Below are 22,534 nucleotides of genomic sequence, written 5' to 3'. Positions count from 1 at the left end.
GACGTTCTAAGCGTAGACGAGGAACTCTCTTCTCGCTGTTTCGCTTGGTTGGTGACTATTCTAAATATTTCTTAAAATTTGATAATCCCTTTAATTTGAAAATGATTTTTACGTATATGTAATAATGGTAGAGTGTCACGGTTAGATTTACTAAGGGAAACAGTATGGCCAATTGGGACGGAGTGAGTGAGTTTGTCGCAGTCGCGGAAACGCAGTCATTTACCGCAGCAGCAAAGAAACTTGATACCTCCGTTGCGCAGATCAGTAGGCGGGTTTCTGCGTTGGAAGAAAGGCTGGCCGTTAAACTGCTTAACCGGACGACGCGGAAAGTGTCGGTCACCGAAGCGGGGCAGGTTTACTACCAACAGTGTAAGCATTTGGTCGAAGGCTTAGAGTTGGCGGAGCTGGCTGTGACTCAAATGCAATCTACTCCCAAAGGGCTGCTTAAAGTGACCGCTCCGGTGACATATGGTGAAACGCATTTAGCGCCGTTACTGCTCGATTTTCTAGAGTCTTACCCTCAGGTTGATTTGGACCTTAACCTGACGAACCAAAAAATCGATCTGATAGAAATGGGTGTGGATGTGGCGATTCGATTGGGTCGTTTGCAAGATTCTAGTTTGGTAGCCAAGAGATTATCCAGTCGCCAATTGTATGTTTGTGGCAGTCCTGATTACTTAGCGCGCTATGGCGAACCGCATACTTTATCTGAACTGGAGAGTCACCAGTGTTTAGTTGGCTCTATTGATTATTGGCGTTTCAAAGAGAGCAAGCGTGAAAAATCTCTACGAGTTTCCGGCCGTATTCATTGCAATTCTGGCTCCGCTTTATTGGATGCTGCAAAACGAGGGTTGGGGCTAGTGCAGCTTCCCGATTATTACGTGCGAGAAGGCTTGGATTCTGGTGAGCTGATTGAAGTGTTGTCTGACTATCGGGATGATCGAGAAGGGATCTGGGCTTTGTACCCTCAAAACAGAAACCTGTCACCTAAAGTTCGTCTGTTGATTGATTTTTTGGCCGAAAAGCTAGGTAGGAGTACTGGAATCTAAGTCTGCACCTTGAATGGATTGCTCGACCATTTCGGCTATTTCCTCGGCCTGTTCAGGGGCAGTTTCAGATACTGCATTGACCCATTCTTCAACCGATTCCGTCAGGTTAGCGTCGTCACGGTCAGCGGGTCTCAAATTGCTGCTGTTTTCTACCATGTTGGCCACCAGCTCCTGACTCACTTCGACTAGTTTGTCAGGGTCATGCTCTGCGAGCGTTTCAATTACCTTGGTTGGGTCTGATTCCATTGATTCAGTGATAGCCGCGATGATCGACATTGCATTTTCAGGTTCTTTCTCAACCAGCCATTCTACGAGCTCTTCTATCTGGTTGTCGTCAGACTCAGCCAGGCGCTTTGCTATATCGACTGAAAGCTCTGGGTTGGTCAGAGTCATGGCTCTGAAAAGCAGGACGGTATCTATACTTTCGATTTGTGCTGCGCGTTCTGCAATTGTCACAGCCCATTCGGGTTGCTTGTTAGCAAGGCTGCGAATAAAAGTAATTGCATTGGAAGGGTGTGATGCTGCTAGTTCTTCTACCTGTTCTAAAGCCTCTTCTACATACAACGAGTGTTCCTGATACTCAGTTCGAGGATCTAGTTCACCATGAATAGAGGCGGGTGTATGCATGACAAAGCTTTCTTGTTCTTCCACTGGCAGTGCCTCGCGAACTGACATCCGATAAATAGTGAATACGATAAGGCCTAAGTCCACCATGATTAGGAACGTAAATAGTGCACTGTTATCGAGTCGCTCCATTAGTATGGAGGCAGTGTAGGGGCCTGCAATCGAGCCGATCGCATAGATACAAAGTAGGCCTGACAATACTGGCACAAGTTGCGCTTTCGTAGCTCGGTCAAAGGTTTCGGAAATACTCAAAGGATAGAGACAGGCAATGAGGCCCATGGTCAGCGCGACCAAAATCAGTGGAGTGATCGACCATTGCCATTCAATCGAAACAGGCAGCGCAAAACTGACAATAGCGAGTACAAAACAGCTGCCAAGAATAACTTTGCGCCGCTCAAATCGATCAGATAAATACCCCATTGGCAGCTGCAATAAGATCCCGCCGGCTGTCGCTGCGCCCATAAAGACAGAAAGCTGGAAGCCAGTGATACCTATGCCGTCTGCGTATATCGGCAGCATGTTGGCAATGGTGGAGTATAAGATGCCACACACGAAACAGGTGACAAAGCCCAGCGGAGAAAGAATGTAAATGGACTTGAGGGGGATGGAGTCCGATTGCTCGATCTGTGGCTCGAACTGGGAAATGAAGACCACTGGGGTGACTGAAATACTGAAAAGCACACCGCATACAATAAACAGAGTGGTTTCATTTGGCGGTGCAATGGCGAGGCCAAACTGGCCGAGTGTAATTGCGCTGAGAATAACCACCTGATTGACCGCAAGAATTTTCCCGCGGTTGGATTCGGTCGACACACTATTGAACCAAGTGTCTAAAGTGGTCGTTGCACAAGCGATACAAAAGCCCATCACAGCCCGCATTATTGCCCACATCCAGACATCGGAATTTAGCCCCATGATAAGAATCGCACTGGCTCCGAGGCTGCCGCACATAGCAAAAGTCCGCACTAAGCCTATGTTACGTAGAATACGTTTTCCTAGGATTGCACCGAGCAGAAATCCGACGGAATACATTGAGAGGACGAAACCTATCGACTGGATGCTGATATTCGCTTCCGCAAGTGAAACCGGGAGTAGGATACCGCTCAAGCCATGACTACTCATCAGCAAGAATGAGCTGATGAAAAGAAGTGCTAGTGGCCGGAGTGTCGCTGCGATAGTCATAACAATTGATTTAAAAGCAAAAAAGAGCCATTTACAAGAGGGTTGTAAATGGATTGTTATGGTTTGGTTTCTTTATTGGCTCGATGATTGTATGACTAATATCGCATATCGAGATTGCACTACTTCGCTTTTTTACATCATCTTGTTTAATTATCATGCCAATTAACATTGACAATCGCCTGTCTCGCTTCTGACATTGAGTGTTTATTGCCTCATTATCTTATGCGCAATGCGATTGGTTCCTACCAGACAGAAAAGGTACAGATGAAACTTAAAGTAACGGCTTTTTGTATTGCCACTGTTGTTGCCCAGCCAAATGCCTTTGCGGCCGAAGAAGTGACAGAAGAGCTTAATAGCCAAACTGTTTACATCGATGAAAGTGACGATTGGGTGAAATTGAAATCCGGTGAAGTGCTAAAAGGTGAATTGACTGGAACTGTTAAAAAGGAATCTAACTCATACGATCAGGAAATCGAATTCGACAGCGATGACCTTGGCGATCAGGAAATTGAACTTGAAGATGTCTCTGTCCTTGAGACAGCAAGTTATTTCACCATCCGCACGGCTAGCGGAGAGATTCATGACGGCTATTTATCAATCCGAGATAACAAGCTCTATCTGAAAAAAGGCGATCAGGAACAATCATTCCCGGTTACTCAGGTGGTTTCTATTTACCGAGGCTCTGAGAAAGATTCAGATTATTGGACTGCGGATTTATTCTTTGGTCTAGATATCAGCAAAGGGAACACTGATGAGTTTTCGATGTTGGGTGAAGTCGAGGCTGAGCGAAATACGGTGGAGTCTAGAACCAAGCTTAATGCACGCCATGAAGTGTCTGAATCCAACAAAGAGAAAACGGCTCAGAAGAGTCAGTTTGACGGCTCTTACGATATTTATATCAACAATCGACTGTTTTTCAGACCGATCAAGTTCTCAGCGTTGAGTGACGAATTTCAGAACTTGGATTATCAGGTAAACGCTTCGATGCAGGTGGGTTACTTCTTTATCGCCAACTCTGATACAGAGTGGGATGTATCGATTGGTCCGGGTATGCAGTACAGTGAGTTTTCAACAGTAGAAGAGGGCGAGGACTCAAGTGCCAGCAGTACGATTTTGACCTTAGAATCAAACTTCGAATACGAGTTGACCAAGGACATCGACTTTAGCTACACCTATAACCTAGATTGGGCAAGTGATGACGCGGGTGGTATGCGCCATAAAAATGATCTTGGATTTGATATCGACTTAGTCGGCGATCTGGAATTCAGTATCAAAGCCACTTGGGATCACGTCTCGCAAACCAAGGCTGATTCGGATGGCGTCGTACCAGAAAAAGACGACTACAAAATCAATTTCGGTCTGAGTTACGAAATCTAATAAAACGAAAAAGCGAAGCTATCGAGCTTCGCTTTTTTGATTATTGATTTTCGTCGGCGTCTTGTCGCTTGACTACCTTATGGCCATCTTCTGACACACCTTGTTTCCAGTAACTGCTGATGTAGATATTCTCGCGAGCCACTTCCTTTTCATTACGGAAGTACTTCCTTAGTTTGCGCATTGAATCAAATTCACATGCACACCAAACGGAAGCGTTGCCCTCTAACCAAGGCAGGCTTCGTACCTGCTCTTCAAGAGATTGTGACGCAGTGAGCCAGATAACCTTGACGTTTTCTGGAGCCTCAATTGGCTGAACATCTGCTTCTGATTCAACCTGAATAACAGCGTAACCTTTTGCCTGTTCAGGTAGGCTTCGAACTTTAACACTTAAAGCTGGCAGAGCCGTCATGTCGGCGACCATAAAGAACCAATCTGCTTCCAGATTTAAGGCCGAAATGGAACCTGGCCCTGCAATAGCGATGTTGTCATTAACCTGAGCTTGCATTGCCCAACGTGCAGCGAAACCACACTGTAAATCCTGAGTGATGTGGCGAACAAAATCGACTTCAACTGTACAGGCTACTGGGTCAAAATGGCGAATTGTGTAAGTTCGCATCACGGGGCGTTCTTCTTCACCTAGTTGACTTAAATCTGTACCACCTTCTCGATTAAACAGGAGCTTGATGTAGCCGCCAGTGCAATCGGCTGGAAATTCAGCTAACTCTGAGCCATGCAGCGAAATACGTTGCATGTTCGGAGTGATTGCTTGTGTTGACTGGACGGTAAGTGATTTTGCTGATGGCTTCTTCATACTTCTACTCGATAACTATTCTCTTTCGCATTTAGATTAACAGCACTTTCGTCAGCGAGACAGCATCTTTAACATTATTTACATTGAAGCGCCTGATCACAGCATCGGCAAGGTTGAACCGACCAACAATGCCGCCATAAGCACATTAAAACTTCTCACTCTAATATTGCTTGTTAACCAGCGCTGGAGCTCACGACCAGCAATGATCCAGAAGCTTCCCGATGGAAAATTTACCAATAAGAAGGTACAAGCGATGATCGAGAGCTCAAACCAACCGCCGCCGTTACTGTACAAAGTGACTGAGCTTAGCGCCATTGACCAGCCTTTGGGATTTACCCACTGGAAACTGGCTGCACCCAAAAAGGTCATTGGCTTGAAGTCTTCGACGTCTTTCGCTTTACCACTAAGGGCAATTTTAATAGCCAGATAGCCAAGGTAAGTTAGGCTAACATATTTGAGAATTTGGTGAGTCACTGGATAAGCTTCAAAAATGCCCGTCAGACCAATACCGACCAACATCACCATAAAAGCAAACCCAAAGGCTACTCCTGACATATGAGGTAGAGTTCGTCTGTAACCTACATTTGCTCCTGAGGTCATCAGCATAATGTTGTTAGGCCCCGGAGTGAAAGTCGAGACAAAGGCAAAAAGCACCAGAGCGCCAAGTTGTTCTAATTCCATGATGGACTCCTGTTCTTGCTTGGAGAAGCAAGATTATTGCGTTGAATGAATTGTCTGACCGGTCGAGTTCTATATTAGGTGGATTAGGGCGCAATTTTGTGTTTTTATTCGAAGGCTAACCTGAAATTGCACAATATAGAGGCGACATGGATAAGTTTGACGAAAGAATATTGCACGAGCTGAAATTGGACGGAAGGATCTCCAATGTTGAGCTCGCTGAACGGATTGGTTTATCACCTTCAGCAACATTGCGAAGAGTGCAGGAATTAGAAAAACAAGGCGTTATTAAAGGCTATCGTGCTGTATTGGATAGCAGCCAACTGGGTGTTGGATTTGCTGCCTATGTTTCCATTGGTTTGGCGAGTCACAGAAAACAAGCTCAGTTAGAGTTTGAAGAGCATGTCAGATTTGTTGACGAAGTCGTAGAGTGCCACAACATTACTGGCTCAAACGAGTACCTGCTTAGAGTTGAGACTAAGGATCTTCCTAGCTACAAGAAGTTTCACGCCGATGTGCTTGGTGAGTGCCGACAGGTGAACTCTATTACCACTATGGTGGTGATGGATACACCTAAAGATGAACGCTAATAACATCAGTTTTTCCGAATAATACCACTCACCAATTTCATTAAGCTGTAAAAGTCACCCCATGAAGAGCTAATGCTATGAGTTGGCTATTTTTATTGTCACGAATCAGACGTCTTCATCTGAATCGAAGCCAGGCATTAGCTTGGCTTTTTTTATTGCAGATAATTTAAATAAACATTAATTAATCTCGGCGTTTTCTTTAACTAGATATATTTGTTTTGTTAATTAAATATCATTGATTTATATGTCTGTAACTATATGAAATTAAACAAATAATAGTGTGGACTTGGTCACATTTTATCTCTAGAATTGCCGCCTGATTTTATATGGGAATATTCCCGAATCAAGGAAGACGCTAACTAATTGATTGAGATTAATTCAATGCAACAATCATTAAAGAACTTGTCTATTCGCCGTCAGGTTTTATTACCTGTCTTACTAACAACGATTACTCTGCTCGTTGCCCTTTGGATTACAAAGAACAACTTGCAAGAAGAGCAAGCAACGACTGCCTCTAACACAGATTCTCTAATCTTTTATAAAGATACGCTGGCAAATATCGATGATCAGGTATACCCGCTGAGAATCAGTGCCGTGTATGCGATTTATGATGCTTCTCGTCGCGAAGTCTTCCTGAACGAATTGAGAGCTGGAATGGCTCAGATTCAAAAAGACCTCGACATGATGGCATCAAGAAAAACATTTCGTGATGATGTGAATGTGGTACGCCGTGCCATTGAGAATTACGTCAGTTTTTCCAATCGCTCGGTTGAATTGTTTACTCGTCGTGATAACGGTGCGGTCAGTGAGCAGGAATACAACAACTTCATTGCTCAGTACCGTAACGCTGGTAATGAAATGGTCGGTGCAATCAATACATTATCTCAAAAAGTGAATGAATTTGCTGGTAAAGCAATGGAACAGAGCACTCGTAATAACGAGAAAGTTCAGAACACTGCGATGTATACGGTATTGGCTGTTTTGGCGGCTTCTCTTTTTGTCGCTTGGCTGCTGTCAGGAATGATCGTAACGCCTATCCAAAAGTTACAATCGGTGATGCGCGAAATTGCTCAAGGTAACTTGAGCGCTCGTGCGGATTCTGAAGGTGAAAACGAAGTCGCTCAGCTAAGCAAAGATGTTAATTCCACGGCTGAGCAACTGCACATGACTGTAGACGAGTTGATGCGTATTAGTGAAGAAGTAGCATCGGCATCTACTGAACTAGCGGCAGTGATGACGCAAGCTGAAGGTAATGCTCAGCAAGAGCTGGCGGAGATTGAGCAAGTGGCTTCTGCTGTCAACGAACTGGCTAGCACAGCAGATAATGTCAGTGACAATGCTCAGCTCGCTGACTCCACGGCACGTGAAGCTGATCAACTGGCAAAATCTGGGCTACAAATCTTCAAAGAGAGTAGTGAAGCCAGCGCACAGATGAGTCATGCACTGAATAATGCGGCTCAGGTTGTACTGACTCTTAAAGAGCAATCAGAGCAAATCAGTGATGTGATTGAAGTGATCCGTGGCGTCTCTGAACAGACAAACTTGCTAGCGCTGAACGCAGCTATTGAAGCGGCGCGAGCAGGGGAGTCAGGCCGAGGATTTGCTGTAGTCGCGGATGAAGTCCGAATGTTGGCAGCTCGCACTCAAGAATCGACTGGCGAAATTCAAGCGATCATTGAAGAGTTGCAGAAGCAATCCGGCTTAGCAAACGACAGCATGCAGGTGAGCTTGGAAATGTTAGATAAAAACAATCAACTGGCGAAACAAGCTAACGAAGCGTTGGTCGGTATTACCGAGTCAGTGGTTAATATTAATGACACCAATACTCAGGTGGCCACGGCAGCCGAACAGCAGTCTCAGGTCACTCAGGATATCAACCGAAACGTGGTCAACATGTCTGAGTTGGTTAACCAAAACGTAACGGGCATTAGCCAAAGCGCGAGTGCTAGCTCGGAGCTGTCACAATTGGCAGAAAAACAAAAAGCGCAGCTTTCGTTCTTCAAGCTTTAAGTTGTCATTGTTTTCATTCCAAAGGGCTGTTGAGCGATCATCAGCCCTTCTTCTTATTTAAGACATTTCTGTGACATGGATTGTTATTTTATTTGATTTGGTTACAATGCTCGTTCGCTCCTGAATTGTGCATTCGTATTTGTGCAGAAAAGGACAAAACTCTCGTCTTTAACCTTTTGTTTTCTCAGTTAATGACATGATTTTAAATTGCATGTGTTGCTTGGTGTGCAACACCACTGTAAAGGACAGTTAAATGCCTATTATTACTCTTCCTGACGGCAGTCAGCGTCAATTTGACAACCCAGTTTCTACTCTTGAAGTCGCTCAATCTATCGGTCCTGGTCTTGCGAAAGCAACCATCGCTGGTCGTGTAGATGGTAACCGTGTTGATGCATGTGATCTTATCGAACAAGATGCAAGCCTAGAAATCATCACAGTTAAAGACGAAGTAGATGGTCTAGAAATCGTTCGCCACTCTTGTGCTCACCTACTTGGTCACGCGATCAAGCAGCTTTTCCCTGAAGCGAAAATGGCGATTGGTCCAACTATCGACAATGGTTTCTACTACGATATCGATCTAGAGCACTCTCTAACGCAAGAAGATCTGGATAAGATCGAAAAGCGCATGAAAGAGCTGGCTAAGACCAAATACCAAGTAATCAAGAAAAAGGTTAGCTGGCAGGAAGCTCGCGATGCATTTGAAGCTCGCGGTGAAACGTACAAGATTGAAATCCTTGACGAAAACGTATCGCGTGACGATCGTCCAGGCTTGTACCATCATGAAGAATATATCGATATGTGTCGTGGTCCTCACGTACCACATATGGGTTTCTGTCAGCACTTCACACTACTTAACGTAGCTGGTGCTTACTGGCGTGGTAACAGCGATAACAAGATGCTTCAGCGTATCTACGGTACTGCATTCCACGACAAAAAAGCGCTGAAAGCGCACCTAACTCGTTTAGAAGAAGCGGCGAAGCGTGACCACCGTAAGATTGGTAAGCAGTTAGACCTATTCCACATGCAGCAAGAAGCACCGGGTATGGTGTTCTGGCACCACAATGGTTGGTCTATCTTCCGTGATCTGGAAGTCTTCATCCGCGCTAAGCTAGATGAATATGGTTACCAAGAAGTAAAAGGCCCATTGATGATGGACCGAGTGCTTTGGGAACGTTCTGGTCACTGGGACAAATACGCAGATGCGATGTTCACGACTTCTTCTGAGAACCGTGAATACGCGATCAAGCCAATGAACTGCCCAGGTCACGTTCAGATCTTTAACCAAGGTCTTAAATCATACCGTGATCTACCGCTACGTATGGCGGAATTTGGTTCTTGTCACCGTAACGAACCTTCTGGTGCGCTACACGGTATTATGCGTGTACGTGGCTTCACTCAGGATGATGCACACATCTTCTGTACTGAGAGTCAAATCCAAGAGGAAGTGACTAGTTGTATCAAGATGGTTTACGATACGTATCAAACATTTGGTTTCGATAACATCGTCGTTAAGCTATCGACTCGCCCTGAGAAGCGTGTGGGCTCAGATGAGATCTGGGACCAATCTGAAGAAGCGCTTAAGCAGTCTCTTGAAGCAATGAATATTGAATATGAGCTTCAGGAAGGCGAAGGTGCATTCTACGGCCCTAAAATTGAATTTACGCTGCATGACTGTTTAGACCGTGCATGGCAGTGTGGTACGGTTCAGCTAGACTTCAACCTACCAGGCCGTCTAGGTGCGACTTATGTGGATGAAAACAACGAACGTCAAGTTCCTGTAATGATTCACCGTGCTATCCTAGGTTCACTAGAACGATTCATTGGTATTCTGATTGAAGAATACTTCGGTTTCTTCCCGACTTGGCTATCTCCGGAGCAAGCAGTAATTATGAATATTACTGATAAGCAATCGGATTATGCTCAGGAAGTGGCCCAAAAACTACAAAAATGTGGAATTAGAGCTAAAGCAGACTTGAGAAATGAGAAGATTGGCTTTAAAATCCGCGAACACACTTTGAAGCGTGTACCGTATATGCTGGTTTGTGGCGACCAAGAGATGGAAGCTGGAGAGATTGCAGTACGTACTCGTAAAGGTAAGGATCTCGGCAAGTTTAAAGTGGATGACTTTATTTCATACATCCAAGACGAGATTTCAAGCCGTAAGCTCAATCTGGAGGAATAAACTATTAAAGGCGGAAGACGCGGCCAAGTACCGGCCAAACAAAATGCTCATCGTTTAAACGGTGAAATTCGTGGCGTTCGTGAAGTTCGTTTGACTGGCGCTGATGGCGAGTCAGTTGGCGTTGTTTCTATTCAAGAAGCAGTAGCAGCAGCTGAAGAAGCGGGTATGGATCTAGTAGAAATCAGTCCAAACGCTGAGCCACCAGTATGTCGAGTAATGGACTACGGTAAATTCCTCTTTGAGAAGAGCAAATCTGCTAAAGAGCAGAAGAAGAAGCAAAAACAGGTTCAGATTAAGGAAGTAAAATTCCGTCCTGGAACTGATATTGGAGACTATCAGGTAAAACTACGCAACCTGACGCGTTTCCTTGAAGAAGGCAACAAAGTGAAGGTAACAATTCGCTTCCGTGGCCGAGAAATGGCACACCAAGAGATCGGTGTTGACGTTCTAAATCGTCTTAAGGAAGACACTGTTGATTTAGCAGTAGTGGAATCTTTCCCTAAGAAGATCGAAGGTCGTCAGATGATCATGGTTCTTGCCCCTAAAAAGAAGTAATTAACGGCTTACAAGTAATTAAACCCTGCCGTTTTTAAACGGCGGGGTTTTATTCGCCCTGATTACATGTTTATTAAACTACTACAATGCGGAGTTATTCATCATGCCTAAGATGAAAACCAACAAAGGTGCTGCTAAGCGTTTCAAGAAAACTGCTGGTGGTATTAAGTTCAAGCACGCTACTAAACGTCACATCCTGACTAAGCGTACTACTAAGAACAAGCGTCAACTACGTCCAAACGCAATCCTTTCCTAAGTGTGAAGTGGCTGCAGTTGTTCGTATGATGCCATACGCTTAATTCTTTTTAGTTTATTTATCGTTTAGTTTAGGAGAAGCATAATGCCTCGCGTAAAACGTGGTGTACAAGCTCGTGCACGTCATAAGAAAGTTCTAAAACAAGCTAAAGGTTACTACGGTGCACGTTCACGTGTTTACCGCGTAGCTTTCCAAGCAGTTACTAAAGCTGGTCAATACGCTTACCGTGACCGTCGCAACAAGAAACGTCAATTCCGTCAACTATGGATTGCACGTATCAACGCGGCATCTCGTCAGAATGGTCTATCTTACAGCCGTTTCATCAACGGTCTTAAGAAAGCATCTATCGAGATCGACCGTAAGATCCTTGCTGACATCGCGGTATTCGACAAAGCTGCATTCGCAGTTCTAGTTGAAAAAGCGAAAGCTGCTCTTTAATTAGAGTTAGTTATTAGGATTAAGAAAAGGGGAGCTTCGGCTCTCCTTTTTTGTTTCTGCTATTCCCACATTTCGTTCAAGATGACCAACCCCTACGTTATTGGTCAAATGTTTCAATCCATTCATTACTTTTCTTCTGCCAATATATTGGATAGCAAGTCACAAATCGCACGATTAATCTGGCTTAACTATTAGACATTGCTGTGACTGTGCTCCACCTATGCGCAATTAGGCACAATTGTGATTAAGATGCTGTCTTGATATGGGCTAAGAGAAAGGGACGTCGTGCACGATTATATTATTGTTGGTGGGGGCATAGTGGGGGCGTCTACTGCATGGCAACTAAAACAAAAATACCCAGCTAAACGAATACTTCTGCTAGAGAAAGAAGCTGATTTTGCGCAGCATCAGACAGGGCACAATAGTGGTGTGATTCATGCTGGCGTTTACTATCAACCCGGAAGTCTCAAAGCGGACTTCTGTAAGCGTGGTGTGCAGGCGACCATCGACTTCTGTCAGCGTCACGGTATCGACGTAGAAAACTGCGGGAAGCTCATTGTCGCAACGACAGACGCTGAATTAGAGCGGATGGAAGCGCTTTTTGAACGTTGCCAGCAAAACGAAATTGATGTTGAATTGCTCGACCAAGCTCAACTGAAGTTGGCAGAGCCCAACATTACGGGCTTAGGTGCTATCTACGTTAAGCAGACAAGCATTGTCGATTACAAGAAAGTTGCTCATTGCATGGTTGAAGAATTCACGGCCTCTGGTGGGTTGATTGGGTTGAGAACGAGAGTCGTAGCCGCGCAAGAGCTTGAAGAGGAGATTCAGCTTACGTGTGTCGCAGATGGGCAAACAATGCAGCTTAATACCCGACATCTGATCACTTGCAGTGGTTTAATGGCAGACAGAATGACGCGAATGTTGGGGATTAAAACTGATTTTCAAATCATCCCCTATCGAGGCGAATACTACCAATTACCTGAGAAACACAATCAAATCGTTAATCACCTGATTTACCCCGTTCCTGACCCTGAGTTACCGTTTCTTGGGGTACACCTTACTCGCATGATAGATGGTAGTGTGACGGTAGGGCCCAATGCGGTGCAAGGCTGGAAGAGAGAAGGGTATTCGAGGTTTAACTTCAGCCTACGTGATACGTTGCAAATGTTGTTGTTTAAAGGTTTTTGGCGTGTCTCAGCGAAACACTTAAATACTGGGCTAGAAGAGTTTAAAAACTCGTGGTGGAAGCCGGGCTATCTCAAGTTAATCAATAAATATTGTCCTGCAGTGGTATTGGAAGATTTGCAACCCTATCCAGCAGGTGTGCGTGCTCAGGCTGTGCTAGAAGACGGTACTCTGGTTCATGATTTTTTGTTTTCTGAAAGTGTTCGAAGCCTTCACGTCTGCAACGCACCTAGCCCTGCAGCTACTTCAGCCATTCCGATTGGCGAATATATTTGCAAAAAAATAGAAGAGAAGTTCGAGTAAAGCAGTAGTGCTTCAGGTTATCTATTAATCATAAAGGGCGGAGCCGGTAATGGACTCTGCCTTTTTTGATTTATGTAATGAAGTTATGGACAAAGCGGCCCAGGCTTGGCAATTCGCTCAATCATATAATCATCCCGAAGATTCCGATTGACCACGGCATGCCACACTTCACCATCTTCGAGGGTAAATTCAATGGCGTAATTCATCCCGCTGACCACTTGGGTTCTGACCTGATTGATTTGTTTGACGGGTGACTCGTTGTTCATCTGGCCCAGAATGGTATCCATCGCCCTCATGACTTCAGGCGTTATGCTTGAGGTCGACCATCCACCAGGCAACCCTTTTTCAATGCATATTGGATTTTGAGCGAGTTCCTGTTCCGGCTCGGGCTGCGATTGTGTAGCACAGCCTGCAAGTACCAACACGGAGATCACTGACGAAGCAAAAGTTCTGTTCATTATTATTGTGCCTTGATGTTAAGAATGTAAGCGAAGCTTGGGTCAATCTATTACTTAGAGTGCGTGGCTTCCGTTCAATTAATCATAGATATTTAGACGTTCAATACGTTAAATTTAGGTCAGAGTTGGGCATGAGGAAAGGTGTTGCCGTTTTTAAGTGCGATACGAGCTAATGCGTGAAGTTAGGATAGATGGTTGTCAGAGGTTTCTATGGAATATCAGCCAGCTAAAGCGCATTTTAAAATTCTGGTATTTAATTTGCTGGTAATTTAATCAGTGCACACTTCTCTACAGGTGTGAGAGCTATAATTATAATGTTCTCAGCAGTGTTGGGCAGAGGAATGGATGATGAAGAAATGGGGATTATTAACAGCGCTCTGTTTTGCTTTAACTGGCTGTAGTACCAAGTTTGTTTATAACAATATGGATTGGTTGTTGGTTGAGTATCTGGAAGATTTTGTTGAATTAAATGACGAGCAAGAAGAGCTGGTCAGTGAAAAAATTGAAGTGCTCAGCGATTGGCATCGACGGGAAGAGATTCCAAATTATATCCAGCATTTGGATCAGCTCATTGCGCTTGATCCTAAATCGTTTACTGAAGATGACTTAAAGCAGCAAGAAGCGCAATTCCAGAACCATACTCAAAGACTGGTAAGTCAGATAGCGCCAGAAATGTTCGCTTTAGCGAGTGAGCTGTCTGATGAGCAAGCGGAAGAGCTAATGGATAATATTCGTGTTCGACATACACGTTATAAAAAGAAATATCAGAAGCTCACTGAAGACAAAATTCGTGAAAACTATGAAGAAAAAATCACCGAGAATTTTGATGACTGGCTAGGTTCTGTAACGCCCGAACAAGAACGAATGATTCAGGAGTGGACTTCCCAACTTTATGTAACTTCATATGATTGGATAGACCATCAAACCAAAATGCGAGTGGAAATGAATGCTTTGCTTACCAATCGTATGCAAGTCGGATATTTTCAACCTCATTTCCAACAACTGATGTTTAATCCCGCTAGTTTTTATTCGACGGAGTTGGAGCAAAAGATCGGCCATAACAAGGCGGTCGCCGATAAGTATTTGGTTAAAATAATAAACTCAGTCACGGACAAGCAGACCGCGTATTACCGACAAGAGCTGCGTGATTGGAAAAACATCGCACTCGATATTCAGTGATCTAGTTGGCGTAGTAAGCCATTTCATCGTATTCCAAAGGGGCAAAAAATTTGCCCCTTTAGTTTACCTGAGGAGAGAACGCCGCTACATTGGGCTAATAATCCTCAACTGAATCAAAAAGATGGAATGGATTCTATTGTTTGTAGCCGGAGTGCTTGGCGGAATTCTTAACAGCGTTGCAGGTGGTGGTAGTTTCATCACGTTTCCTAGTTTACTGTTTGTTGGCGTGCCTCCTGTTATCGCCAACGCAACTAATACTTTTGCTGCTTGTGCTGGTTACGTCAGTGGTGCTTACGGGTTTCGCCAAGACATAGGTAAACATCCTCAAACCATTTTGTTTACAGTTATCCTGAGCTTAATCGGTGGCGCTTTAGGGGCTTACCTATTGCTGAGCGTGTCTGAATCTCTGTTTCTAGAAGCGATCCCTTGGTTGCTGTTGTTTGCGACGGTGTTGTTCTTATTCGGCAACAAAATCAGTGAGTGGTCTGGAAAACTGGTTCGTAAGGGCTCTGTAAGCCCCGTTTGGTCGACCATCGCACTTTCCTTGTTTTTGGTTTTGGTCTCCGCATATGGAGGCTTCTTCAACGCTGGGCTAGGGGTCATCGTACTGAGTTATTTGGTTCTTGCTGGGTACAAAGACATTAACCAAATGAATGGCCTTAAGCTTTTGGTGTCTTCCTGCGTTTCTCTAACGGCCATCTTAGTATTTGTTCTGGATGGCTCAATTGACTGGCCTAGAGGGATTGTCGTGATGCTAGGGACGCTATCTGGAGGTTACGCCGCTGCACGGGTATCGCGTAATGTGCCTCAGCAGTACGTCAAAGGTTTTGTGGCGATATCGAGCGTTTTGATGACCACATACTTTTTCTACGATGTTTATTGGGCGTGAATGAATCGACAGATCATAGTTAGTCATGTTGTGTCTCATAAATAACCACATAAATTATGATGAAATTCTAAGTTTGCTGATGTGTTGGTAAGCAAGTTGTTAAATATTTGATACGTTTAGTTTCTATACTGAGAAACTGCTTCAAATTATCACAACAACAAAGGTTACTCATTACATGTTTGATTACACAGCGTTCAACCAGACGGCTGCTCAAAATCAAGACATCATCACCAAGCTGAACGAAATCTATGCTCTGGCAATGAAGTCTTACCCACCGCTCTCCCGTTTTTCCATCGCCTTGATTGGTAACAATACCGTGTCTAATTATTATGTCAGAGACAAGCTGGCAGACATCGGTCGATATGATTATCTTGAGCAAGAACTAAGAGAAAACTCGTCACTTACCAGTATTGCATTTACCGCTAATATTCGAATTGTCGACTGTTTGCGCGACATGCTTCAGACAGAGCGAATCAAGGAGCTGATTAAACTCGGTCATAGTAGCAGCTACACCTTTCCCATTTCTTATCAGGGAAAAACGATTGGCTTCATATTTTTCAATGCTTCTGAAGATGGTTTTTTCAGCCTTAGCGACAGTCAACGAGACTTTGCCTACCTGTCGCAGCTCATTGCAGGCTTGTTTGTCCAATTGTATGAAAACCAGAAACATTTTCAGTCTACCTTGGCGGTTGCGTTGAATATGGGGCACGCTCGTGATCCCGAAACGCAAGAGCATCTGACGCGGATGGGAATGTACAGTGAGCTGATTGCCCGTTTACTGTCAGAAACCGTTGCTGAAGTGACACACCCATTTATTCATCGTATCCGTTTGTATGCGCCCTTTCATGATATTGGCAAGTATATGATTCCTGATGAGATTCTGTACAGCAATCGACGATATACACCTCAGGAGCGAGAAATAATGAACCGCCACACGGTTTATGGTGAAGGCATTATCGACGATGTAATCTCGTTATCGAGTGTGAACTCCGTTTCGAGTGAAGAAATCGCGTTTATCAAGAATATTGTCCGTCATCACCATGAACACTTTAATGGAAAAGGGCTCCCTGATGGCTTGAAAGGTGAGTCGATTCCGCTAGAAGCTCGGATTGTCACACTGGCGGATGTTTTTGATGCGTTGCTCAGTAAGAGAGCCTATAAGCCAGCGTGGTCTGTGGAGCAAGTAGTGGAATATATCGAAGAAAATGAGGGCGTTATATTCGATCCACAGTGTGTCAGGGTTTTAGTGTCTAACCTCGAACTGTTTCTTGATATTCGAGCGGCCTACGTTGATCGAGCTGAAGCGGTAGACGCTATAGCTTCGTGATCGAAGCGCAATTATGAATCACATTGTTAGATGTTTTGATAAGGATTTAGGTTAATTTTTGTCCGTTAATGCCACAATGACTGTGTAGAAAAAGCGCGCTCTACCTACCTCACTTTTTTCCTTTCTTTTCTCTTGGTAGGAGGAGTTATGGACAGAAAACTAGGTCGTGTAATGTCAGGCAGCAGAATGGTAACATTTATTGCTTTTCTGGCGGCAACCTTTGCCTGGATTTTAAAGATGCCAGCTTTGTTCACCGTTTCAGTGGTAGCGTTGATCGCCAGTGGCATGTTGTATTGGAATGACAAGCGTAAAGAAAGCGACAAACACGAAGAAGCCTGACAGTAAAAGAGCGCCCTAGGGCGCTCTTTATGTTTAGAAGAAACCGAGTGGGTTAACGTCGTAGCTAATAAGTAAGTTTTTGGTGTTCTGGTAGTGATCCAGCATCATCTTATGCGTTTCACGGCCAATACCCGACTTCTTATAACCACCGAAGGCAGCGTGTGCTGGGTAGGCATGGTAACAGTTCACCCAAATACGACCCGCTTCGATGTTGCGACCCATGCGGTAGGCTAGATTGGCATCTCGCGTCCAGACACCTGCGCCTAAGCCATATTCGGTATCGTTCGCAATGGCCAGTGCTTCGGCTTCGTCTTTAAACTTAGTAATGGCGATGACTGGGCCAAAGATCTCTTCCTGGAAGACACGCATCTTATTGTTACCTTCAAGAAGTGTTGGCTGAATGTAGTAACCCGATTCGATATCGTCTTTTTGCTGAGCGACTTCACCACCGAACACAACTTTCGCGCCTTCTTGGCGGCCTATCTCTAGGTAGCTCAGGATCTTATCAAATTGTTCCTGAGAAGCTTGTGCACCTACCTGAGTGTCTGTATCCAGCGGGTTACCTTGCTGGATGCTCTTTGCACGTTCGGCCACTTTGGCGATGAACTTGTCGTACACGGACTCATGCACCAATACACGTGAAGGGCAGGTACAGACTTCGCCTTGGTTGAAGAAGGCCAATAGCGTACCTTCGATACACTTCTCCAAGTATTCGTCTTCATGGTCGAAGATGTCCGGGAAATAGATGTTAGGTGACTTACCGCCCAGTTCCACAGTTGAAGGAATTAGGCTATCGGCTGCACATTTAAGAATGTGGTTACCGACTTGAGTCGAGCCTGTGAAAGCGATCTTGGCAATACGGTTACTGGTGGCAAGCGCTTGGCCTGCTTCACTACCAAATCCGTTGACGACGTTTACCACGCCTGCTGGAATCAAATCACCGATCTTTTCCATCAAAAGCAAGATAGAAGTTGGGGTTTGCTCAGCCGGTTTCAAAATCACACAACAACCTGCCGCGAGCGCTGGAGCCAGTTTCCATGCTGCCATCAGCATAGGGAAGTTCCACGGAATGATCTGGCCGACAACACCAATAGGTTCAGGGAAATGGTAGCTCGCGGTATTCACATCAAGCTCGGCTGCGCTGCCTTCTTGAGCGCGGATACAGCCCGCAAAATAGCGGAAATGGTCGACTACAAGAGGAAGATCTGCCGCAAGGGTTTCACGCACTGGTTTGCCGTTTTCCCATGTTTCTGCCACAGCAAGTTCTTCAAGGTGCTGCTCAATGCGATCGGCAATCTTGAGGAGAATATTGGAACGCTCTGTTACGCTCGTGGCTGCCCAGCTAGCTCTGACATTATGCGCCGCATCAAGTGCCAGGTTGATGTCTGCCTCACCGGAACGAGCCACCTTACAGTAAGCTTGCCCATTGACTGGTGAAGTGTTGTCAAAGTATTGGCCAGACACAGGCTTCACCCATTCTCCACCAATGTAGTTGTCGTAATGGGTTTTGAAGTTAACCACCGAATCCTGACTGCCTGGTTGTGCGTAAATCATAGAAATATCCTTATTATTTTCTCGTTCAAGTTATGTTTGAAGCTGTCACCAACAGGTGAACACTTCAGTTACCATTCATCTAACTAACGCAAATCACAGACCAATTGTTAAAAACTTGTTGTGACTTTGTTCTGGCGCTAGAGTGTTCAAGGCTTAGACTGTGTTGTTTTAAACGCATGGAGATGGAATGGGGTGTTAACAAAATGTTCACCTGTTCCAAAATGGCACACCCCAAATGCTCAAGAGTGGAACAGGTATGGAATTACAAACCCATCAACCAGACAGCTGGCTCATGTCCTCATGGCAGAGAAGTACTAATGCGGGCCTCAAACAGATAAAGAAGCCTGAAGACATTAATGTGTCCAACGCATTGCTCAAAGAGCGACGTTATAAGGCTCAAGGCGTGATTGAGGCTGTGGAGCAGTGCGCTTTGCCTTTGTTTAATCAAGTTCTTTCTCGAACAGATAGCCGGTTGATTTTGACGGATGATGAAGGGGTCATTCTTGCGAGTTGGGGGCAGGAAAGATTTCGAGAAAAGTTGATGTCGATAGCGCTGGATTCAGGCAGTTGCTGGCAGGAAAGGCTAAAAGGGACGAATGCGATTGGAACTGCACTGTTCGAAAAGAAAGCAGTGTCTATTATTGGAGAGCAGCACTTTATCAAACAGCATCGCTTCATTAGTTGCTCAGCGAGCCCGTTATTTAACCATCGTGGTGAGCTGGTTGGCATTCTCGATATAACCAGTGAGCAAAGCAAACATGATGTGACTACGCAGCTGTTGGTCCAGAACATGGTGCAGCTGATTGAAAACTACCTGCTGACGCAAATCCCTGAAGGGGTTTTGCAAATCAACCTTGCGCACAATGAGTCAGTTTTGAAGAGTGGTTGGCAAGGCGTAGTGATTGCTGATGAAAATGGTCAGGTGGTGGCACACAATCAGGTCGCCACTCAACTTATCCCTAAGGCAGCACTTGTTGGAGAGCATGTCGAGAGCCTTCTCAAGCAGCCAGAGCAGAGCGCGCAGTTCGTCTTTGAAAAACGGACCTTAGGCCAGAAGCAGGTCCAGAAAAAATGGCTCAGCGTATCAAGTGAGCTTCACTATGGTGATCACCAAGTGGAACAAGCGTGGCAACAGGCAAATAAAGTACTGGGTTGTGATATTAGTCTGTTAATTCTCGGAGAAACGGGAGTTGGTAAAGGCGAATTCGTCAAAGCGCTACACAAACACAGTGCCCGATGTAAGCAGCCGCTTGTCACCGTAAATTGTGGGGCACTACCTAAAGATTTGATTGAATCTGAGCTATTTGGTCATGCGTCTGGAGCGTTCACCGGGGCGAGTAAGCACGGCTATTCAGGGCGGGTGAGACAGGCGGATAAAGGCATCTTATTTCTGGATGAAATCGGGGAAATGCCGCTTGATGCGCAGTGCCGTTTGCTATCTGTCCTGCAAGACAAAGTGGTTATGCCTGTGGGTTCGGCTCAATCCTATCAAGTGGACATTCAGGTGATTGCCGCAACGCATCAGGATTTAAACCAACTGGTCGCTCAGGGACGCTTTAGGCAGGATCTCTATTATCGATTGAATGGCTTAGTGATTACTTTACCTTCATTGTATCAGCGCGAAGACAAAGCCGCGTTGATTCGGGAAATTCACGCAAAACACCAACAAAACTCTCAACAAATCTCGGCGTCGCTAATGCAGTTAATGCTCAATTATCGTTGGCCAGGCAATCTGAGAGAGTTGGATAACCTTCTCAAAGTCACCAGCTTGATTGCTAGCGATGTAGAAGAAATCAGCATTGAGCACGTACCTACTCACTTTGCCCAGCCATTGTTAGAAAACACTCTGGTAGAAAATGAGGTAGTAGAACAAGATTTGAAATCAACGCTTAATAGCACATTGGTCGACACCTACCATGCGCATAACGGAAATGTCAGCAAGGTGTCCCGAGTGCTGGGAATCAGCCGGAACACCGTTTATCGAAAGCTCAAAGCATTGGGGTTGATCAAAACTAAATGATGGTCTGGTGTGAAATCTCGGGATGATAAAGAGGCTGGATGACGTGACCTTCCGGATCGCGGCAATGGAAGCTTCTCGCACCGTCGCTGTGATCATGAGGCGCGTCGAGCAGTGTGACTCCTTTCTCTTGCATGAACTCATACCAATGATGGAGCTCATCTTTACTTCTAACAATAAAACCAAAGTGATCGACGCTGATAGGCGAGCATACCCGTTGTGAGTGGGCGCGACCAAGTGAGAGATTATCGCAGCCGTTAGTCAGGTAAACCAGATTATCACTTGCTCGTCTCAACACTGTCATACCCATGATGTCAGTGTAAAAAGCCTCACACTCTTCGAATTTCTGAACCACTAACGCAATATGTCTCATACCATTAAATGGAGCGGGTCTGTCCATAATTACACTTCCTTGTATTTTATTTTGAATTAAATTGTATACAATAAAGCAATTGTTTTGCAATGATGATGAACCTTATCAAGGAAGGTAACTAATTATGTACTGCATAATCGTCTCCAATCGAGTAAAGAAAGGTAGGGAAGAAGACTACATCACTATCATGAATGAAAACGCCAAAGCGTCCTGTCAGAATGAGTTGGGTTGTGTACAATTTGACGTAATCAGAGATCTCAACGACCCGCAGCTCTTCCATCTGTACGAGATTTATCAAAGCCAAGAAGCTTTGGCTGAACATAAACAAACTGAGCACTATCTGGCAAGTCGAGTTCAGTTAGCTGATATAGTAGTTGAACAGTCAGTCATTCGTGCGGATGTCGTAGCAACAAATTCAAAATAACAATCAAAAGGAAACAATGTGATGATTTGGAAAGTCTATCTTAGCGGTGAAATTCATACCGATTGGCGCGAACGTATTGTGGAAGGTGCTCAGAAGCTGGATCTGAATATTGAATTCTATTCTGCGAATACCGATCACGACTCCAGCGATGCGGCGGGTGACGTACTCAGAGAGAATGAGTCAGGCTTTTGGCGTGACCACCAATCGTCCAAAGTCAACGCCATTCGAACGTCTACTCTTATCAAACAGTGTGATATTGGCGTGGTGCGCTTTGGTGATAAATATCGCCAGTGGAATGCCGCATTTGATGCAGGTATGTTAGCGGCACTTGATAAGCCGTATATAACGCTTCACGATGAGTCTTTGATTCACCCGCTTAAAGAAGTCGATGCTGCGGCAATGGCGTGGGCGGAGTCACCGGAACATGTCGTCGAGCTCCTAAAATACGTTACGAGTCAGAATTAAAAAAAGAGCGCCAAAACGGGCGCTCTTTTTACTGAAACCTAGCCTTTACAGTCCGCCCTGTTGCTGCGCCTGTTTTACTAATGCCTGACGTTGAGCTTCCTTAGTTTTTACCACTTCACTTTCCTTTTTCGCTTTAGCTTCTTCAATAGAAGGAACAAAGACAAAGTACTTATTAATAGTCATTTCAAGAACCTCAATTTAGATTGTTATAAACCATCCAGGTTAAGCTATTCACCAATGCCGTTGTGATAATTCACGCGACTCCT

The 22,534-nt window shown here is 44.9% G+C and carries 22 protein-coding genes and 1 pseudogene; 16 read left to right on the top strand and 7 right to left on the bottom strand.

All coding sequences use genetic code 11. The features are described 5' to 3' along the window. The first annotated feature begins 164 nt into the window (after positions 1 to 164). Entirely contained in the window at positions 165 to 1,049 is an 885-nt protein-coding gene (locus VIC_RS16955) for a LysR family transcriptional regulator (protein ID WP_006961298.1), read from the top strand. Here the strand turns inward: VIC_RS16955 and VIC_RS16950 are convergent. Beyond that, positions 1,026 to 2,855, bottom strand: a complete 1,830-nt coding sequence (locus tag VIC_RS16950) for an MFS transporter (RefSeq protein ID WP_039952143.1) — start codon at positions 2,853 to 2,855, stop codon at positions 1,026 to 1,028. The two genes, VIC_RS16955 and VIC_RS16950, sit on opposite strands and share 24 nt — an antisense overlap. 264 nt (positions 2,856 to 3,119) lie before the next feature. Between VIC_RS16950 and VIC_RS16945 the strand changes: the two genes are divergently transcribed. Next, positions 3,120 to 4,232 carry a DUF481 domain-containing protein gene (locus tag VIC_RS16945; RefSeq protein ID WP_172845118.1) on the top strand — a complete coding sequence of 371 codons (1,113 nt, stop codon included), beginning with the start codon at positions 3,120 to 3,122 and terminating at the stop codon, positions 4,230 to 4,232. Positions 4,233 to 4,272: 40 nt separating this feature from the next. On the opposite strand, the gene VIC_RS16940 is transcribed toward VIC_RS16945, so the two are convergent. Together VIC_RS16940 and VIC_RS16935 are read right to left on the bottom strand one after the other, a co-directional pair. After that, positions 4,273 to 5,043, bottom strand: coding sequence for a siderophore-interacting protein (locus tag VIC_RS16940; RefSeq protein WP_006961295.1), 771 nt, complete (start codon positions 5,041 to 5,043; stop codon positions 4,273 to 4,275). A gap of 96 nt (positions 5,044 to 5,139) precedes the next feature. Beyond that, the gene (locus VIC_RS16935; protein WP_006961294.1) at positions 5,140 to 5,724 is read right to left on the bottom strand and encodes a LysE family translocator; all 585 of its coding nucleotides are present in this window, start codon (positions 5,722 to 5,724) and stop codon (positions 5,140 to 5,142) included. A 146-nt stretch (positions 5,725 to 5,870) separates the two neighbouring features. Between VIC_RS16935 and VIC_RS16930 the strand changes: the two genes are divergently transcribed. The 7 genes and pseudogenes from VIC_RS16930 to lhgO all read left to right on the top strand — a co-directional run bounded on the left by VIC_RS16930 (position 5,871) and on the right by lhgO (position 13,243). Further along, on the top strand, positions 5,871 to 6,311 hold the full coding sequence (locus VIC_RS16930) for an Lrp/AsnC family transcriptional regulator (protein ID WP_006961293.1): 441 nt from the start codon (positions 5,871 to 5,873) through the stop codon (positions 6,309 to 6,311). 381 nt (positions 6,312 to 6,692) lie between these two features. Then, on the top strand, positions 6,693 to 8,321 hold the full coding sequence (locus tag VIC_RS16925; protein WP_006961292.1) for a methyl-accepting chemotaxis protein: 1,629 nt from the start codon (positions 6,693 to 6,695) through the stop codon (positions 8,319 to 8,321). Positions 8,322 to 8,574: 253 nt separating this feature from the next. Beyond that, a complete protein-coding gene (gene thrS / locus VIC_RS16920; protein ID WP_006961291.1) occupies positions 8,575 to 10,503 on the top strand; it encodes a threonine--tRNA ligase in 1,929 nt (642 codons plus the stop codon). Positions 10,504 to 10,506: 3 nt separating this feature from the next. Next, on the top strand, positions 10,507 to 11,058 hold the full coding sequence (infC, locus tag VIC_RS16915) for a translation initiation factor IF-3 (protein ID WP_071881323.1): 552 nt from the start codon (positions 10,507 to 10,509) through the stop codon (positions 11,056 to 11,058). Positions 11,059 to 11,161: 103 nt separating this feature from the next. Beyond that, positions 11,162 to 11,357, top strand: a pseudogene (rpmI, locus tag VIC_RS16910) (50S ribosomal protein L35). Positions 11,358 to 11,398: 41 nt separating this feature from the next. Further along, the gene (rplT, locus tag VIC_RS16905) at positions 11,399 to 11,752 is read left to right on the top strand and encodes a 50S ribosomal protein L20 (RefSeq protein ID WP_004401084.1); all 354 of its coding nucleotides are present in this window, start codon (positions 11,399 to 11,401) and stop codon (positions 11,750 to 11,752) included. Positions 11,753 to 12,037: 285 nt separating this feature from the next. Further along, entirely contained in the window at positions 12,038 to 13,243 is a 1,206-nt protein-coding gene (lhgO, locus tag VIC_RS16900) for an L-2-hydroxyglutarate oxidase (protein WP_039952141.1), read from the top strand. Positions 13,244 to 13,326: 83 nt separating this feature from the next. Here lhgO and VIC_RS16895 read toward each other — a convergent pair whose 3' ends face one another. Further along, positions 13,327 to 13,701 (bottom strand): cystatin family protein, encoded by a 375-nt coding sequence (locus tag VIC_RS16895; RefSeq protein WP_039952140.1) that lies wholly within the window; start codon positions 13,699 to 13,701, stop codon positions 13,327 to 13,329. Positions 13,702 to 14,046: 345 nt separating this feature from the next. Here VIC_RS16895 and VIC_RS16890 point away from each other — a divergent pair, with 345 nt between their 5' ends. The 4 genes from VIC_RS16890 (at position 14,047) to VIC_RS16875 (ending at position 17,435) form a co-directional block, all read left to right on the top strand. Beyond that, positions 14,047 to 14,880: a DUF6279 family lipoprotein gene (locus tag VIC_RS16890; protein WP_236612184.1), complete on the top strand. Its 834-nt coding sequence runs from the start codon at positions 14,047 to 14,049 to the stop codon at positions 14,878 to 14,880. Between the two features lie 121 nt (positions 14,881 to 15,001). Beyond that, the gene (locus VIC_RS16885) at positions 15,002 to 15,769 is read left to right on the top strand and encodes a sulfite exporter TauE/SafE family protein (RefSeq protein WP_006961285.1); all 768 of its coding nucleotides are present in this window, start codon (positions 15,002 to 15,004) and stop codon (positions 15,767 to 15,769) included. A gap of 175 nt (positions 15,770 to 15,944) precedes the next feature. Further along, on the top strand, positions 15,945 to 17,096 hold the full coding sequence (locus VIC_RS16880) for an HD-GYP domain-containing protein (RefSeq protein WP_006961284.1): 1,152 nt from the start codon (positions 15,945 to 15,947) through the stop codon (positions 17,094 to 17,096). A 147-nt stretch (positions 17,097 to 17,243) separates the two neighbouring features. Next, complete coding sequence (locus VIC_RS16875) at positions 17,244 to 17,435, top strand: hypothetical protein (RefSeq protein WP_006961283.1); 192 nt, start codon at positions 17,244 to 17,246, stop codon at positions 17,433 to 17,435. A gap of 33 nt (positions 17,436 to 17,468) precedes the next feature. Here the strand turns inward: VIC_RS16875 and exaC are convergent, their stop codons facing one another. Continuing rightward, a complete protein-coding gene (exaC, locus tag VIC_RS16870) occupies positions 17,469 to 18,989 on the bottom strand; it encodes an acetaldehyde dehydrogenase ExaC (RefSeq protein WP_006961282.1) in 1,521 nt (506 codons plus the stop codon). Positions 18,990 to 19,245: 256 nt separating this feature from the next. On the opposite strand from exaC, the gene VIC_RS16865 reads away from it, so the two are divergent. After that, positions 19,246 to 21,009 (top strand): sigma-54-dependent Fis family transcriptional regulator, encoded by a 1,764-nt coding sequence (locus VIC_RS16865; protein ID WP_006961281.1) that lies wholly within the window; start codon positions 19,246 to 19,248, stop codon positions 21,007 to 21,009. On the opposite strand, the gene VIC_RS16860 is transcribed toward VIC_RS16865, so the two are convergent. Next, entirely contained in the window at positions 21,002 to 21,406 is a 405-nt protein-coding gene (locus VIC_RS16860) for a VOC family protein (protein WP_006961280.1), read from the bottom strand. The genes VIC_RS16865 and VIC_RS16860 overlap by 8 nt on opposite strands. 97 nt (positions 21,407 to 21,503) lie before the next feature. Between VIC_RS16860 and VIC_RS16855 the strand changes: the two genes are divergently transcribed. Further along, the gene (locus VIC_RS16855) at positions 21,504 to 21,803 is read left to right on the top strand and encodes a putative quinol monooxygenase (protein WP_006961279.1); all 300 of its coding nucleotides are present in this window, start codon (positions 21,504 to 21,506) and stop codon (positions 21,801 to 21,803) included. Between the two features lie 21 nt (positions 21,804 to 21,824). Further along, entirely contained in the window at positions 21,825 to 22,268 is a 444-nt protein-coding gene (locus tag VIC_RS16850; protein ID WP_006961278.1) for a YtoQ family protein, read from the top strand. A gap of 45 nt (positions 22,269 to 22,313) precedes the next feature. On the opposite strand, the gene VIC_RS26875 is transcribed toward VIC_RS16850, so the two are convergent. Further along, positions 22,314 to 22,451 (bottom strand): hypothetical protein, encoded by a 138-nt coding sequence (locus tag VIC_RS26875; RefSeq protein WP_006961277.1) that lies wholly within the window; start codon positions 22,449 to 22,451, stop codon positions 22,314 to 22,316. Positions 22,452 to 22,534: the final 83 nt, after the last annotated feature.

Origin of the sequence: Vibrio coralliilyticus ATCC BAA-450 (assembly GCF_000176135.1) — a bacterium.
Taxonomy (GTDB): Bacteria; Pseudomonadota; Gammaproteobacteria; order Enterobacterales; family Vibrionaceae; genus Vibrio; species Vibrio coralliilyticus.
The sequence above is the reverse complement of the archived record's forward strand: the minus strand, read 5'-3'. Positions and strand labels throughout refer to the sequence as shown.

Coding starts and splice junctions, on each gene's coding strand:
- VIC_RS16955 (WP_006961298.1), top strand. CDS start 165: ATGGCCAATTGGGACGGAGTGAGTGAGTTTGTCGCAGTCGCGGAAACG.
- VIC_RS16950 (WP_039952143.1), bottom strand. CDS start 2,855: ATGACTATCGCAGCGACACTCCGGCCACTAGCACTTCTTTTCATCAGC.
- VIC_RS16945 (WP_172845118.1), top strand. CDS start 3,120: ATGAAACTTAAAGTAACGGCTTTTTGTATTGCCACTGTTGTTGCCCAG.
- VIC_RS16940 (WP_006961295.1), bottom strand. CDS start 5,043: ATGAAGAAGCCATCAGCAAAATCACTTACCGTCCAGTCAACACAAGCA.
- VIC_RS16935 (WP_006961294.1), bottom strand. CDS start 5,724: ATGGAATTAGAACAACTTGGCGCTCTGGTGCTTTTTGCCTTTGTCTCG.
- VIC_RS16930 (WP_006961293.1), top strand. CDS start 5,871: ATGGATAAGTTTGACGAAAGAATATTGCACGAGCTGAAATTGGACGGA.
- VIC_RS16925 (WP_006961292.1), top strand. CDS start 6,693: ATGCAACAATCATTAAAGAACTTGTCTATTCGCCGTCAGGTTTTATTA.
- thrS (WP_006961291.1), top strand. CDS start 8,575: ATGCCTATTATTACTCTTCCTGACGGCAGTCAGCGTCAATTTGACAAC.
- rplT (WP_004401084.1), top strand. CDS start 11,399: ATGCCTCGCGTAAAACGTGGTGTACAAGCTCGTGCACGTCATAAGAAA.
- VIC_RS16895 (WP_039952140.1), bottom strand. CDS start 13,701: ATGAACAGAACTTTTGCTTCGTCAGTGATCTCCGTGTTGGTACTTGCA.
- VIC_RS16890 (WP_236612184.1), top strand. CDS start 14,047: ATGATGAAGAAATGGGGATTATTAACAGCGCTCTGTTTTGCTTTAACT.
- VIC_RS16885 (WP_006961285.1), top strand. CDS start 15,002: ATGGAATGGATTCTATTGTTTGTAGCCGGAGTGCTTGGCGGAATTCTT.
- VIC_RS16880 (WP_006961284.1), top strand. CDS start 15,945: ATGTTTGATTACACAGCGTTCAACCAGACGGCTGCTCAAAATCAAGAC.
- VIC_RS16875 (WP_006961283.1), top strand. CDS start 17,244: ATGGACAGAAAACTAGGTCGTGTAATGTCAGGCAGCAGAATGGTAACA.
- exaC (WP_006961282.1), bottom strand. CDS start 18,989: ATGATTTACGCACAACCAGGCAGTCAGGATTCGGTGGTTAACTTCAAA.
- VIC_RS16865 (WP_006961281.1), top strand. CDS start 19,246: ATGGAATTACAAACCCATCAACCAGACAGCTGGCTCATGTCCTCATGG.
- VIC_RS16860 (WP_006961280.1), bottom strand. CDS start 21,406: ATGGACAGACCCGCTCCATTTAATGGTATGAGACATATTGCGTTAGTG.
- VIC_RS16855 (WP_006961279.1), top strand. CDS start 21,504: ATGTACTGCATAATCGTCTCCAATCGAGTAAAGAAAGGTAGGGAAGAA.
- VIC_RS16850 (WP_006961278.1), top strand. CDS start 21,825: ATGATTTGGAAAGTCTATCTTAGCGGTGAAATTCATACCGATTGGCGC.
- VIC_RS26875 (WP_006961277.1), bottom strand. CDS start 22,451: ATGACTATTAATAAGTACTTTGTCTTTGTTCCTTCTATTGAAGAAGCT.